Source organism: Romboutsia sp. (genome assembly GCF_056995035.1).
Genome location: NZ_JBXKIW010000032.1, coordinates 48,524 through 63,133 on the forward strand (window position 1 = coordinate 48,524; position 14,610 = coordinate 63,133).

General features: G+C 27.9%; 13 protein-coding genes. 10 read left to right on the forward strand and 3 right to left on the reverse strand.

Annotation, left to right across the window (positions count from 1 at the left end):
- The first annotated feature begins 726 nt into the window (after window positions 1-726).
- The gene (locus AC11VW_RS03720) at window positions 727-2,178 is read left to right on the forward strand and encodes a beta/gamma crystallin-related protein (protein WP_484300044.1); all 1,452 of its coding nucleotides are present in this window, start codon (window positions 727-729) and stop codon (window positions 2,176-2,178) included.
- Between the two features lie 228 nt (window positions 2,179-2,406).
- Here AC11VW_RS03720 and AC11VW_RS03725 read toward each other — a convergent pair whose 3' ends face one another.
- Together AC11VW_RS03725 and AC11VW_RS03730 are read right to left on the reverse strand one after the other, a co-directional pair.
- On the reverse strand, window positions 2,407-3,111 hold the full coding sequence (locus AC11VW_RS03725; RefSeq protein ID WP_484300045.1) for an ATP-binding protein: 705 nt from the start codon (window positions 3,109-3,111) through the stop codon (window positions 2,407-2,409).
- A 428-nt stretch (window positions 3,112-3,539) separates the two neighbouring features.
- Window positions 3,540-4,604 (reverse strand): PQQ-dependent sugar dehydrogenase, encoded by a 1,065-nt coding sequence (locus AC11VW_RS03730; RefSeq protein WP_484300046.1) that lies wholly within the window; start codon window positions 4,602-4,604, stop codon window positions 3,540-3,542.
- A 230-nt stretch (window positions 4,605-4,834) separates the two neighbouring features.
- Here AC11VW_RS03730 and AC11VW_RS03735 point away from each other — a divergent pair, with 230 nt between their 5' ends.
- Together AC11VW_RS03735 and AC11VW_RS03740 are read left to right on the forward strand one after the other, a co-directional pair.
- Window positions 4,835-5,605: a dimethylarginine dimethylaminohydrolase family protein gene (locus AC11VW_RS03735; protein ID WP_484300047.1), complete on the forward strand. Its 771-nt coding sequence runs from the start codon at window positions 4,835-4,837 to the stop codon at window positions 5,603-5,605.
- 33 nt (window positions 5,606-5,638) lie between these two features.
- On the forward strand, window positions 5,639-7,084 hold the full coding sequence (locus AC11VW_RS03740) for an alanine/glycine:cation symporter family protein (RefSeq protein WP_484300048.1): 1,446 nt from the start codon (window positions 5,639-5,641) through the stop codon (window positions 7,082-7,084).
- A 229-nt stretch (window positions 7,085-7,313) separates the two neighbouring features.
- Here the strand turns inward: AC11VW_RS03740 and AC11VW_RS03745 are convergent, their stop codons facing one another.
- Window positions 7,314-7,421, reverse strand: coding sequence for a YvrJ family protein (locus tag AC11VW_RS03745; RefSeq protein ID WP_484300049.1), 108 nt, complete (start codon window positions 7,419-7,421; stop codon window positions 7,314-7,316).
- 198 nt (window positions 7,422-7,619) lie between these two features.
- On the opposite strand from AC11VW_RS03745, the gene AC11VW_RS03750 reads away from it, so the two are divergent.
- The 7 genes from AC11VW_RS03750 to AC11VW_RS03780 form a co-directional block, all read left to right on the forward strand.
- Window positions 7,620-7,808, forward strand: coding sequence for a hypothetical protein (locus tag AC11VW_RS03750; protein WP_484300050.1), 189 nt, complete (start codon window positions 7,620-7,622; stop codon window positions 7,806-7,808).
- Window positions 7,809-8,125: 317 nt separating this feature from the next.
- Window positions 8,126-8,947 (forward strand): hypothetical protein, encoded by an 822-nt coding sequence (locus tag AC11VW_RS03755; protein ID WP_484300051.1) that lies wholly within the window; start codon window positions 8,126-8,128, stop codon window positions 8,945-8,947.
- A 172-nt stretch (window positions 8,948-9,119) separates the two neighbouring features.
- Window positions 9,120-9,344 carry a small, acid-soluble spore protein, alpha/beta type gene (locus AC11VW_RS03760; RefSeq protein ID WP_484300052.1) on the forward strand — a complete coding sequence of 75 codons (225 nt, stop codon included), beginning with the start codon at window positions 9,120-9,122 and terminating at the stop codon, window positions 9,342-9,344.
- 405 nt (window positions 9,345-9,749) lie between these two features.
- Window positions 9,750-11,147, forward strand: coding sequence for a metallophosphoesterase (locus tag AC11VW_RS03765; RefSeq protein WP_484300053.1), 1,398 nt, complete (start codon window positions 9,750-9,752; stop codon window positions 11,145-11,147).
- A 53-nt stretch (window positions 11,148-11,200) separates the two neighbouring features.
- Window positions 11,201-12,604, forward strand: a complete 1,404-nt coding sequence (locus tag AC11VW_RS03770) for a metallophosphoesterase (protein WP_484300054.1) — start codon at window positions 11,201-11,203, stop codon at window positions 12,602-12,604.
- Between the two features lie 399 nt (window positions 12,605-13,003).
- A complete protein-coding gene (locus tag AC11VW_RS03775; RefSeq protein ID WP_484300055.1) occupies window positions 13,004-13,681 on the forward strand; it encodes a response regulator transcription factor in 678 nt (225 codons plus the stop codon).
- Window positions 13,672-14,610 (forward strand): sensor histidine kinase (locus AC11VW_RS03780; RefSeq protein WP_484300056.1); only part of this gene is annotated, 939 nt, incomplete at its 3' end. The genes AC11VW_RS03775 and AC11VW_RS03780, both read left to right, overlap by 10 nt.

Here is a 14,610-nt window from a genome sequence, read left to right on the forward strand (position 1 = left end):
TAAAAAATATTCAACTTGAGAATGTTTCTACATTGAAGAGTATGGATGATGGAATAAAATATATTTATATATGATTGAAAATAATAAACCTATATGAAATTAATAATTAATAGGTTTATATAAAAATATCCAAGAGTGCAAAAGAACGCACACTTGGATTTTTTTTAGTTTGTTACTATATAGATATATTAAAAAATCATCTGTATAAACAGATTTATCATAATTCATACATAATTGTATTTGTTTTTTACGATTCTATTTACCAGTAAATAGAATCGTAAAAAGACAGGTACCGATGCCTGTCTTTTAAAAAAATTATGAAAAATAAAAAATGCTTTAATGAAGTCTATAAGTATTCAGTGGATATTTACATTATATCCTAATATTTAGTAATTATACATTTATCCTCATTTTCTGTTAATGCTACACCATCATCAACTATTGATTTATTTACAAAAGATAACAAAGTTGATGAAATACTATCAGCTAACTAAGGATGATTTACCAGAATCATTAAGAGATGTTGTTGATGTTATAGAATTAAATAGTGGGAAAGAATTAATTAGAATAGCTTGAAAAAGCAGTTCGCAAACAAGTTGTTTAAAGAGGTAACAAAGTATTAATATTATCATAATATATATAGGTGGAGATAAACTCTTATTTAGGATACGCATAGTTAGGATGAACATAAATATTTTTAAAAATTGTATTAAGGTGGGAAATATTATGGAGAATATAATTAAATTGGTGAGTTTTAAATCCGTACAAAATAATAATTACTTATCAATATCTAAAAATCAAAATATAGTAATGGCTAATGATATTAATTTAAATACTTTATTTAATTTGATACAAATTTCGCCTTTTAACGTAGTATTACAATTACAAGATGGATATTATATTACTGTTGATGAGGATAATACTTTAAAAGCTAATGTCCTGGATAAGACTCAAGCTTCTGTTTTTAGATTAAATTTTATTAATAAAAAGGAAGTAAGTTTAAAATGTGATAATGGACATTATATATGTGTTGATGATGATGATGTATTAAGAGCAAATGAATATAGGAGAACTAGCAAATCTAAATTTAAAATTAAACAATTAGTTTCAAAATCTAAAGAACGTCAGTCTGTTACGATTTATGAACATGCTAATTACCAAGGGAAATCTCAAGATTTAAAAGTTGGGAACTATAATATCGACCAATTGACTATTGGAAATGACCAATTAAGTTCTATTAAGGTTCCTAAAGGATTTGTTGTTACGTTATATGCAGATGCTAATTTTAGTGGAAAGACAATGACAGTAACACAAGATACTCCTTATGTAGGTAATGAATTTAATGATATGGCTTCTTCTATTAAAGTAGAACAGATTAGTAGTGATGATAAAGTTGTAAAAATTTATACAGATGCTAATTATCAAGGAAAATCTCAAGATTTAAAAGCTGGTAACTATAATATAAATCAATTGACGATAGGAAATGACCAATTAAGTTCTATTAAAGTGCCTAAAGGATTTGTTGTTACGTTATATGCAGATGCTAATTTTAGTGGAAAGACAATGACATTAACACAAGATACTCCTTATGTAGGTAATGAATTTAATGATATGGCTTCTTCCATTAAAGTAGAACAGATTAGTAGTGATGATAAAGTTGTAAAAATTTATACAGATGCTAATTATCAAGGGAAATCTCAAGATTTAAAAGTTGGTAACTATAATATAAATCAATTGACGATAGGAAATGACAAATTAAGTTCTATTAAAGTGCCTAAAGGATTTGTTGTTACGTTATATGCAGATGCTAATTTTAGTGGAAAAACAATGACTGTAACACAAGATACTCCTTATGTAGGTAATGAATTTAATGATATGGCTTCTTCTATTAAAGTGGAATCTATTAGTAGTGATGATAAAGTTGTGACAATTTACGAAAATGCTAATTATCAAGGCAAATCTCAAGATTTAAAAGTTGGTAGTTATAATTCAAATAGATTGACTATAGGAAATAACAAATTAAGTTCTATTAAAGTACCTAAGGGATTTGTTGTTACTTTATATACAGATGCTAATTTTAAAGGAAAAACAATGACTGTAAGAAAAGATACTCCTTATGTAGGTAATGAATTTAATGATAAAACATCTTCTATTAGAGTAAGATTATCTGATCGTTAAATAAAATATGGTTTAAATAAAAAGAAATGGTGAATTATAGTGATACAAATGAATCTAGAAATATAAAAAATGATATTTTGAGCAACGTATGTGACTGAAATTGAAAACAATGACCGTACTGGAAGCAGGTCGCATTAGACGAAATTTAGAATATCAAGACAAAAAAAGAGAGCCATTAGAATTATTTCTAAGGCTCTTTTCTTATTAGTAGATACATTTTTTATTATATTATATTATATTTCCATCTGTAGATATTATAAATTCATTGTATGAAGCTTTTGTGTTCGAATTTGAGATAGCTTCTTTTACTGCACGAACTAATCCTCCACAGCAAGGAACTGACATTCTTGTAACTGTTATACTGTTTATATCTTTTGTTTTGAATATTTCTGTAAGTTTATCTATATAATATTGGTTGTCATCAAGTTTTGGACAGCCAATAACCGTAATTTTATTTTTCATAAATTCATTGTGAAAGTTTGAGTAAGAATATGCACAACAGTCTGCTGCTATTAATATATCTGCATTATTCCAAAAATCCGCTGCAGGACTTACAAGCTTTAACTGTACAGGCCATTGATTTAATTGAGACTCAGTAGTATTTATTTCTTTAGGAGCTGATCCTTGACATCCGCATCCTGAATTAGTTTTCAATACCTTACTTGCAGATCCAGGGCAGCCAACTGATTGCTTTTCTTGCTTAAGGGCATATCCCTTTCTAGATGAGTCAAATTCTGTAGTTTCTTTTTCTTTTAATTTTATTGCATCAACTGGACATGCTGGTAAACACATTCCAAGTCCGTCACAGTAAGAATCGCTCATTAACTTTGCTTTACCATTTACAACTTGTATAGCTCCTTGGTGACATGCATTTGCACATAATCCACATCCTATACATTTTTCTTGATTTATTTCAATTATTTGTCTTTTCATTTTTAAATCTCCTTTCGATATGTTGTCTTTATATGTACATTATACACTATGTTTTAGGTAAATTAGAGAACGTACGTTACGGAAAATAGAATTTTTTCATCGATAATTTGTCAAATGTAGTGCAGCACTTTAAGCCTACCTATCATATTTTCGAAAAAAGTTACCAAAGTTGATTCAATTACGTATCATTTAGTAATTCTATGTTAACATATAATTACTGTAACAATATACCTTTACACCTATTGTAATTATAGTCTTTAATCTAACAATTATAATAAAAGACTATTTAAAGATAAGACTTCAACATAGTAAAAGCTTTAAATAGTCTATAGATTAATATTATCTAACTGTGCTCATGATACATTGTAAATTATAAATGTTCATTCCCTCGCGCAAAGTTGTTTTTCTTGAGGTCTTTAAATATCGCTTTATTTCGGAATGAGGCGGATAATTTTATCATCATCTATATCAGGATTACCTCTGCCATCCCTATTACTTGTTGTCAGGTAAAGTGATCCATCTTTCCCCTGAATAACTTCACGCAAACGACCATACTCATTTTTCAACCATGATTCTACATTCTTAACTACCGTTCCTTTTCCATTCAATGAGATAGCAAGCAGTTGCTGCCCGCGCAAAGTAGCAATGAGTAATTCTCCTTGCCATGGTCCTTGATTTGCGAAGGTAATACCAGAGGGTGCCCATGTATCTTCTCCGCTGTGTATCAAAGGCTTTTGTATCATAACTTCCGTGGAGTCTTCATTTCCTTGAACTAGAGGCCAGCCATAATTAGCTCCTGGTTGTATTATATTTATCTCATCATGCGCCGACTGTCCATGTTCTGATGCATACAAGACATTTTTTGAATTCCACGCTAAGCCTTGCGGGTTTCGATGACCTAAGCTATAAACAAGGGAATTAATAATTGGATTATCTTTAGGAACCGTGCCGTCTAATTCTATTCTCAGTATTTTTCCGGCTGTACTTGTGGGATCTTGTGCTAATTCAGGATTGCCTGCATCTCCCGTTGTTATATATAATTTCTGATCTGGACCTATCCTTAGCCTTCCTCCATTGTGAATTCGTCCACCAGGGATTTTATCCACAAGAACCTGGTCAATGGATGCATTGTTATTGTTTTCAACCAATCTGACAACACGGTTATAGATTCGATTACCTTCTGCATATGAATGCATAACATACATATAATGGTTTTGCGAATAATTTGGGTCTAGAGCAATACCCATCAAACCGCCTTCTTCCTGACTTACAAAGGGTGCACTAAATGTGATGAGAGGCTGTGGCTGAAGTTTACCATCTTTAATAATTCTAATTGCCCCAGACCTCTCCGTAAAATATAGGTTGCCTTCATCGCTTATCTCTATGGCCCAGGGTACATATAATTTTTCAGCGATAACTTTAATTTCATAAGGAAATTGCCTTGATGTTATTGCCTTTGCTTTGGCAAAAATATTGTAAATTACTTTTTTCATGCTGCTATCCTCCAAATTTAAATGAATGCATACTTTAAGAAAAAGTGACAGCTTAAATCATAAAATTTGTCACTTTTTATCTTTATTATTTATCTAATTACTATATTATTCGTTTACTAGGATAATGGTACCATTTTAATATTTTAAATCTTTAAATAAAGACATATATTAATAAAAAAATTTGAATAAACATATAATGTTAAATAAAAAAATTGGAGGTAGATGCTAATATGTTTAAAAATGTAATTGTAAAAAGACCATCAAAATCTATAGTAAAGGGAATAACCTCAGCACCAGAATTAGGAAAACCAAATTATGAGCTAGCTTTAAAGCAACATGATAATTATATAGAAGCTTTAAAAAGTTGCAAAGTACAGGTTACAACTTTAGATGCAGATGAAAGATTTCCAGATTCATGTTTTATAGAAGATACAGCAGTAGTTACAAAAAACTGTGCTATAATATGTAACCCTGGAGCAGAATCTAGAAATAAGGAAATAGAAGCTGTAAAAAAAGTTATGAAACAATTTTTCAAAGAGGATAAAATAGAATATATAACATACCCAGGTACTATAGAGGGTGGAGATGTTATGATGGTTGGAAATCATTTTTATATAGGAAAATCTCTTAGAACTAATGAAGAAGGGGCAAGACAGTTTATACAAAAATTAGAAAAACATGGGCATACAGGTTCCATAGTAACATTAGAAGAAGTACTACATTTAAAAACGGGATTGGCATATTTAGAAAATAATAATTTATTAGTTGCAGGGGAGTTTATAGAAAAAGAAGAATTTAAAAAATTTAATAAATTGATTATATCAGAACATGAAAGTTATTCAGCTAATTGTATATGGGTAAATGACAAAGTTATTGTTCCATATGGTTATGAAAGAACTAAAAAAGTTATAGAAGATGCAGGTTACGAAGTAGTAGTAGTTGACACTTCAGAATATAGAAAGTTAGATGGCGGATTAAGTTGTTTATCTCTTAGATTTTAGAGTTAATTATAAATCAAAATTACAGGGGGAAATATGGACAGTAGAGCTGTTATAGAAAATATTGTATGGAATTATCTTTGGGGAATGCCTCTAATTATATTACTTCTGGGAACAGGTTTTTATTTGACTATTAAATCAGGATTCTTTCAATTTAGATTTGTAAAGTCTATATCAAAAGAGATACATACACAATTATTCAAAAGAAATGCTTCAAAAGATTCAGGGATGATTTCTTCTTATCAAGCTATGAGTATGGCCATTGGTACTACTATTGGTGTTGGGAATATAGGTGGAGTAGCAACTGCAATAGCTATAGGCGGTCCTGGAGCTATATTTTGGATGTGGATGGCAGGGTTATTTGGAATGATTATAAAAATGAGTGAGATAACCTTAGCGGTTTATTATAGATCTAGAGGACTTGGAGATGATACGTTTGGTGGTCCAACGTATTATATGAAAAAGGGAATTGGATGTAAAAAAGGATTTAAAAAATTTTCTAAGGTTATTATTGGTATATTTTCATTAGGGTTTATAACAGCTATATTTATAAATATACAAACATACACAGTTTCAGAAGCTGTTGCAAATACTCTTGATATGAATATGATGGTTGTAGGGATTTTTTATACATTGGTGTTATATGCAATGATTGCTGGAGGATTAAAATCTATTAGTAAAATAGCATCTTATCTTGTTCCATTAATGTGTATATTTTATATTGGGGCAGGAATGGTTATAATTATAAGTAATATTTCTCAATTGCCAAATGCAATGGGTATGATAGTTTCAAGTGCATTTACAGGAACAGCTGCCTTAGGTGGATTTGCAGGAGCAACTTTTTCAATAGCAATAAAAACAGGAATGTCAAGATCTGTATTTTCAAATGAAGCAGGTTGGGGTTCAGCACCAATGATACATGCAACATCAAAGATAGATCATCCTATTAAACAAGGTATACTTGGAGTATTTGAAGTTTTTGTAGATACGTTGATAATATGTACAATAACAGCCCTAGTAATTATAGTAACAGGTCAATGGAGTTCTGGTTTAGATGGTGCTACTCTTACTTTAAGCGCTTTTGAAGTTGGATTAGGGCCTATTGCTAGAATGATTTTGGCAGGGGCAACGTTTTTATTTGGAATAACTACATCTTCTGGAATATACGTTCAAATAGAAGTTGTATTAAGATATTTATTAGGGGAGAAACCATTAAAAGATAGATTACTAAAATTATACAAGTGGTTCTATCCTATACCTGCATTAGGTTTTGTATATATGTCTGTATATTTAGGATATGATGGTGCTACATTATGGTTATTATCCGATATAACAACTGCTTTACCTATATTTGCTAACATATTAGCACTACTCATATTAACGCCAAAGTTTATAGAACTTTTAAATGATTATAAAGCCAGATATTTAGGCTTAGGTAAAATTAATGTTAATACTAAGTTATTTTATGATGATACAAAATAGAAATTAAATTATATAATAGTAAAAATAGATAATAAAGTCAAAAGACCTCGTGTTTTATGAGGTCTTTTAATTATGAAAAAAAATGAATTCCTAGAAGTCAAAGTAGGTGGAAAATCATTAAATTTATCTACAATTGAAATTGAAATATAAGTGAAGATATTTCTACAAAATATTTTTAGATGAATATAATTAAATCTATTTACATCCTCTTATCTTAAGTCTGAGTTTTTTACTTCATACCGATTATATTTTTTGATAATTCATTAATACTATCAGATGAAATTTGTAGTTTTCCTTCTATTCTAACTAGCAAATACATGCTAAGAGAAATAGGCAATTAAAGTTTTTATGGTAAATTTACCCCACAATTAAAAGAACTATTAGAATTTGAAAGAACTAATATGTTAGAAAGATAAAAAGAAGGAATTGCAATAGCTAAAGAGGAAGTAATATACAGAGGTAGATACATAAATAGAGAACTTAATAAAAGTCAATTGGCTAAAGAATTAAAAAAATATAAGGAGGATTAAGAATAATGAAAACTTTGAAACTAGACAATGACCAAATTAGCTTAATAAAAAGAGCAATAGATAATTACAATGAAGGTATTGAGAACGAATATTTAAGACTTGTAAACACAGTAATTACAGAGGAGCAAAGAAAACTACATACGCAGGAGAGAACGATAATTGATAGCCTAAATGCTAAATTAGATAGAAAGTAAAACAATGTGTATCTCATGTGAGGATATTATAAAATATATAAAGCACTTACTTTTTAGTAGGTGTTTTTTGTGTTCAATACTTCTTATCAACATTAATTTTCATCAACATAGCTAAAAAAATAAGATTTATTTACAATATACGTATCTTTAAAACCTTTAGATATAGCTTCATTATGTAAATATTACTTTCTTATATACTCATATATATTTTTATAGTATATTATTAATAGAGCGTATAAATTAAAGAGGTTTTCTGAAAATTAAAAAAAGAGAAATACCTAGAAATAATATGAGTAAGTATGTAAGGATGTGTTTAAATGAATATGCAAAAGTACGATCCAGATAATCCAAATCTAGTTAATTCTATTGTATGTGCAATAGATATATTAGGTTTTTCCCAAATGATATCAAATTCGTGTAGAGATGGATATGGTAACAAGTTACTTAGAGAAATTAACTATCTTATAAATAAAAATAAACAATGTATTATTCCTAACAAGTATAGTCAAGGTAAGATAAAGATTTTTACTGATAATATGGTTGTTGCCTACCCAATAAAAGATGATGGAGAAGAAGAGTTAGATGAGATACTTCAAAATGTATCAGAATATCAATTTAACTTAGCTTTGGAGGGTCTTTTTGTTAGAGGTGGCGTAAGTGTAGGCGATTTTTATATAAATGAAGATATAGTTTTTGGACCAGCTCTTCTTGATGCTCATCATACAGAAAGTACAATTGCCTGTTATCCTAGAATTATCTTAGATGAAAAAACAGTAATAAGATTACAGAGATATATAAACTATTATGATGTTGCTCCACAAAAAGGTAAAATACTTATTGATAATGATGGTCAATGGTTTTTGAATTATCTAAATACTATATTTAAATATTACACAGAGTGTAATAATGAATATGAATTTGAAAGAGTACAATATGAACTATTACTTAGACATAAAGAAAAGATTGAAGAACTACTATTGATGTATAAAGAAAATATGAGAGTTTGGGATAAATATGTTTGGACTGCAAATTATCATAATTATTTCTGTGATTTACATTTTCCAAATGAGAAAGATTTAAAAATATCTAGAAAAATTTTACTTTCATGGCCTAGACAAATTTCAAATAATGATTTTTAATAATTTTTTATGTGAATTATCTTTATTAATATGTTAGTGACTCTATATAATGTTAAGTCTTGTTAGCTAGAGAAAATAAAGGATTGTTAGTTTATGTATAATATATCAAAGGATTAAGAAAACTATAATAGACTAATTAACAATCAATAGCTAAAATTTAGGAGGCATAAAAATGACAAAAAAACTAGCAAATCCAAATGCTAAATCAGCATTAAATCAAATGAAATTAGAAATAGCAAATGAATTAGGTATTTCTAGTAATAACATGGATGGTGCAAAGCATAGTGCTTATGAAAATGGAGTTTTAGGTGGTAGAGTTGGTGGACTTATGAGTAAAAGGTTAGTTGAAATGGGACAAGAACAATTAATTAAACAATATAATAGTAAAAATAGATGATAGCTATTTCAAAATATGTATTTATAACATAAGTGATGAAAATAAACACAGTCACAATGGAATGGACGATAATATATTTAAATAGATACCACGGGCGTATTTGAACAGCACCCCATTTAGTAGACACAGTAAAAAAGATACTGTAAAATTCTACTAAATGGGGTGCTGTTCATATTAGCTAATGGTATCTATTTTTTATATGTAATTTAATAAAATTACATTTTACAATATTATTTCTATAATAATGATGCCATTAATTAGTATAGAAATTTGAATTAAATTGCAGCTTAAGGAAATATATGGTAAAAATCGGGTTTCAAAACTACTAAAACTTCTGTATAATGTTGACTATATTATGGATATTTATGGATTTTAGAAAAGTATCAAAAGAAAAGGGGGAGTTTTATGAAAAATAAAATAATAATGGGAATAGTTGGATTATCTATATTATTAATGTCAGGGTGTACTTCAACTAAAACAGAAGAGATAAATGTATTAGCGACTACTGATTTACATGGAGAGATACCTTATGATTTATCTTCTTATGTAAAAAATGAGCATAAAAAAGATGAGAATACAACTTTAGTTGATGCAGGGGATTTTTTTGATTCTGGTGATTATGGCACACCAATGAGTGAATACTTTGACCAAATATGGAAAGATATTGAAAATAAGAATGAAAAATATATAGAAGTTCCTATTGCAAAAGAAATGAAAGAAGTGGGGTATGATGCTGTAGTACTTGGAAATCATGAATTTATAGATAAATTCTACTTAGACAACATGGTATCTGACTTTGAAAAACAAGGTATAGATGTATTATCAGCAAATACTTATGAAAAAAATGGGAAAAGTTATGTAAAGCCTTATACAATAAAAAATATTAAAACTTCTGAAGGTAATGTTAAATTAGGAATTTTAGGGCTTACTATAAAAGAAGTAGGAGAACGTAAAGAATGGGTAGGAGATAAATTAGTAGATGCTAAATCTAGAGAATTGAAAGACCAAGCAGGTTTTAATGGTCAATTATATATGAATGATTTAGTAAAAGATGCTGAAAAATGGGTAAATGTAATGAAAAAAGAAGAGAAGCCAGATGTTGTAATAGTTGTTGTACATTCAGGAGAAAAGCCTAAAAAACCAAGAAATCCAGGAAATAGAATACAAGATTTAGCTAAAGAAGTAGATGGTATTGATGCTATAGTAGCAGGACATACTCATAAAGAAATAGAACAACATGATTATAAGAATAAATCTGGTGAAACAGTTATAGTTACTCAGCCAGGGAGTCATGGAGAATGCATTTCTAAAATTAATTTCCAATTAGAGAAAAATAAAGATAAATGGGATGTAATCAACAAATCTAGTGAAATAACTAAATTTGATAAAGATCCACAATTTGATAATATTCAGAAGTTCTGGGATAAATTTATGATGTTAGATAAAAAAACTAAAGAAGTTAGTTTATCAGAATTAGCAGCTTTTGAATGGGACAAGGCATATGCATTTGCACCACACACTCCTGTAGAAGCAATATATGATACTGTAGGATATAAGTGGAGAAGTATCACAGAAACCGAAAATGATGATACTGTACAGATGGTATTTATGAATGGTAAAAAACCTGTTTGTTATTTGTATTGTCATAAAGATAAAATAGGAATAAGTATAAAATTTGATAAGTCAGAGTATAAAGATAATGTTGTAACAATTAATGCTAAAGAAAATGATAAATTTAAGGTTAAAAAAATTGAAAATAATGATATGCAGAATATGACTTATTTAACCCATATAGAAAAATAGCGATTTAGATATTTATAAATTTTAATAAAGTATAAAAGAAAAGGGGGAGTTTTATGAAAAATAAAATAATAATGGGAATAGTTGGATTATCTATATTATCAATGTCAGGGTGCACTTCAACTAAAACAGAAGAGATAAATGTATTAGCGACTACTGATTTACATGGAGAGATACCTTATGATTTATCTTCTTATGTAAAAAATGAGTATAAAAAAGATGAGAATACAACTTTAGTTGATGCAGGAGATTTTTTTTCTTCTGAGTCTTATGGAACAGAGATGGATAAATATTTTGATGAAAGGATTAAGGATTTTGAAAATAATAATAAAAAATATATAGAAGTTCCTATTGCAAAAGAAATGAAAGAAGTTGGATATGATGCTGTAGTACTTGGAAATCATGAATTTATAGCTAATGATAAATTCTACTTAGACAATATGGTATCTGACTTAAAAAAACAAGGTATAGATGTATTATCAGCAAATACTTATGAAAAAAATGGAAAAAGTTATGTAAAGCCTTACACAATAAAAAATATTAAAACTTCTGAAGGTAATGTCAAAGTAGGAATTTTAGGACTTACTATAAAAGAAGTAGGAGAACGTAAAGAATGGGTAGGAGATAAATTAATAGATACTAAATCTAGAGAATTAAAAGACCAATATGGCTATGAGAATAAGTTATATATGAATGATTTAGTAAAAGATGCTGAAAAATGGGTAAATGTAATGAAAAAAGAAGAGAAGCCAGATGTTGTAATAGCTGTTGTACATTCAGGAGAAAAGCCTAAAAAACCAAGAAATCCAGGAAATAGAATACAAGAGTTAGCGGGGGAAGTAGATGGAATTGATGCTATAGTTGCAGGACATACTCATAAAGAAATAGAGCAACATGATTATAAGAACAAGTCTGGTGAAACAGTTATAGTTACTCAGCCAGGGAAACATGGTGAATGTATTTCTAAAATTAATTTTCAATTAGAAAAAAATGATAACAAATGGGATATAATCAGCAAATCTAGTGAAATAACTAAATTTGAAAAGAATCCAGAATTTGACAACCTTCAGAAGTTTTATATTAAAGTTCTAAAGCTAGATAAGAAAACTAAAGAAGTTAGTTTATCAGAAGTAACACCTTTTGACTGGGATAAGGCCTATGCATTTGGGCCATATACTCCTGTAGAAAAAGTATATAAAACTGTAGGATACAAGTGGAGAAGTATTACAGAAACTGAAAATGATCATACGTCACAGATTGTATTTATGAATGGTAATAAGCCTGTTTGTTATTTATATGGCGATATGGAGCAAATGCCAATTGGTATAAAATTTGATAAATCAGAGTATAAAGATAATGTTGTAACAATTAATCCTAAAGACAATGATAAATTTAAGGTTGAAAAAGTTGAAAATGATGATATACCTTATATGACTCATTTAACTCATATAGAAAAATAGTAATCTAGATATCATAAATTTTATATCATACTAATACTTATCAGATTTTTATGGATTTGCAATTTATAAAGCCTTTACATATATATATGTTCTAATTAAGTTTTCACGCTTTCACGATATCGTGACTTTTGAGTTACTTATTTTATTGTAATTTGATTGATTTAGTTAATGTAAATTATTTTTTAGAACATATATAATAAAATTTAAAAATAGATTTATATAGCAAAGCTCCTATAATTTAGGAGCTTTTAAGATAAACTATAATATATAAATAATTGCTAAAAATTAGTGATTAAAGAGAGGGATATACAATTTTAATTAATTGTTATCTTACTTTTTTGTAAGAATTCTTTACTGAAATTTGATATATAATAAACTTATGGAAAAAGGAGGAGAACTATGAAGAAAATCATGATAATAGAAGATGCAGAAGGTATAAGAGAGGAATTAAAGACTTTATTAACTAGATATGGATATAAAGTTGTAGCACCTCAAAAATTTGAAAATATAATAGATGATATACAGCAAGAAAAACCTCATCTAATACTTTTAGATATAAATTTACCAGTATTTGATGGATTTTATATATGTAGAGAAAGCAGAAAAACTTCAAATATACCTATAATAATAGTTACAAGTAGAGATAGTGAAATAGATGAACTTATGAGCATGAACCTAGGAGCTGATGATTTTGTAACAAAACCTTATAATACTCAGATATTACTAGCTAGAATAAGTTCGGTATTAAAAAGAACTTATTCTGATATGGAAAATTCAGATATACTTATTTATAAAGATTTAAAACTTAACTTATCAAAAGGAACTATAGAAGCTTTTGGAAATTCTTTAGAGATAAGTAAAAATGAACTTAAGATTTTAGCTTATCTTATGAAAAACAAGGAAAGTATAGTATCTCGAGATAAGATGATGAATTATATGTGGAACTCAGATGTTTTTGTGGATGATAATACATTATCGGTGAATGTAAATAGACTAAGAAAAAGATTAGAGGAAATAGGATTAACAGACTATATAGAAACGAGAAGAGGGTTAGGGTATATACTAAAATGGGAATAATAAATTATTTAAAAGAAAGGTCTATGTTTTATACAATTAACTTAGTGCTATTTTTAATAGTATCAAGCACTATGCTAGTTATAAAGATAAGTCCAGTAATAATATTTTTAGTTTTCGTTTTATGGTTTTTACCATCGATAGTATATATGATAATTGAGATGATAAAGCATAAAAAATTTTATGATGAATTAATATTTATTAGTGATAATTTAGATAAAAAATATCTATTATCAGAGGTAATTCATGAGCCAAATTTTATAGAGGGAAAAATAACTTATGAAATCCTTAAAACAAGTAATCGTGATATGCAAGAACATGTAAAACACTTTAAAAATATACAAAGTGAATATCAAGAATACATAGAAACTTGGGTACATGAAATTAAAACCCCTATTGCATCATTAATGTTAATAATTGATAATAATGAAGATATAGTACCTATAAGTATGAAAAATGAAGTAAAAAAAGTTGAGGATTATATAGATCAGGTTTTATACTATAGCAAAAGTAATGATGTTAGTAAAGATTATATAGTAAAAAGTTTTGATTTAGAAAATGTAGTAAGAAAAGTAATAAGAAAAAATGCTAGTGATTTTATAAATAAAAAAATTCAATTAGATATAAAAAGCATAAGCAATCAAATTTACAGTGATCAAAAATGGGTTGAGTTTATATTAAATCAAGTTATAAATAATGCTATAAAATACTCAGAAAAAGAAACTGGAAAAATAACTATAGATTCAAGTGTAAATAAAAATAATATAATTCTAAGTATAAAAGATAATGGAATAGGAATTAGCATAAGAGATATAAATAGAATTTTTGAAAAAGGATTTACTGGAGAAAATGGAAGAAAGTTTGGAAAATCAACAGGCATAGGACTTTACTTATGTAAAAAGCTTTGTGATAAATTAGGACTTGGATTGAAT

Excerpts from the sequence above, each read along its gene's own strand:
- AC11VW_RS03720 (WP_484300044.1), top strand. The coding sequence starts at position 727 with ATGGAGAATATAATTAAATTGGTGAGTTTTAAATCCGTACAAAATAAT.
- AC11VW_RS03725 (WP_484300045.1), bottom strand. The coding sequence starts at position 3,111 with ATGAAAAGACAAATAATTGAAATAAATCAAGAAAAATGTATAGGATGT.
- AC11VW_RS03730 (WP_484300046.1), bottom strand. The coding sequence starts at position 4,604 with ATGAAAAAAGTAATTTACAATATTTTTGCCAAAGCAAAGGCAATAACA.
- AC11VW_RS03735 (WP_484300047.1), top strand. The coding sequence starts at position 4,835 with ATGTTTAAAAATGTAATTGTAAAAAGACCATCAAAATCTATAGTAAAG.
- AC11VW_RS03740 (WP_484300048.1), top strand. The coding sequence starts at position 5,639 with ATGGACAGTAGAGCTGTTATAGAAAATATTGTATGGAATTATCTTTGG.
- AC11VW_RS03750 (WP_484300050.1), top strand. The coding sequence starts at position 7,620 with ATGAAAACTTTGAAACTAGACAATGACCAAATTAGCTTAATAAAAAGA.
- AC11VW_RS03755 (WP_484300051.1), top strand. The coding sequence starts at position 8,126 with ATGAATATGCAAAAGTACGATCCAGATAATCCAAATCTAGTTAATTCT.
- AC11VW_RS03760 (WP_484300052.1), top strand. The coding sequence starts at position 9,120 with ATGACAAAAAAACTAGCAAATCCAAATGCTAAATCAGCATTAAATCAA.
- AC11VW_RS03765 (WP_484300053.1), top strand. The coding sequence starts at position 9,750 with ATGAAAAATAAAATAATAATGGGAATAGTTGGATTATCTATATTATTA.
- AC11VW_RS03770 (WP_484300054.1), top strand. The coding sequence starts at position 11,201 with ATGAAAAATAAAATAATAATGGGAATAGTTGGATTATCTATATTATCA.
- AC11VW_RS03775 (WP_484300055.1), top strand. The coding sequence starts at position 13,004 with ATGAAGAAAATCATGATAATAGAAGATGCAGAAGGTATAAGAGAGGAA.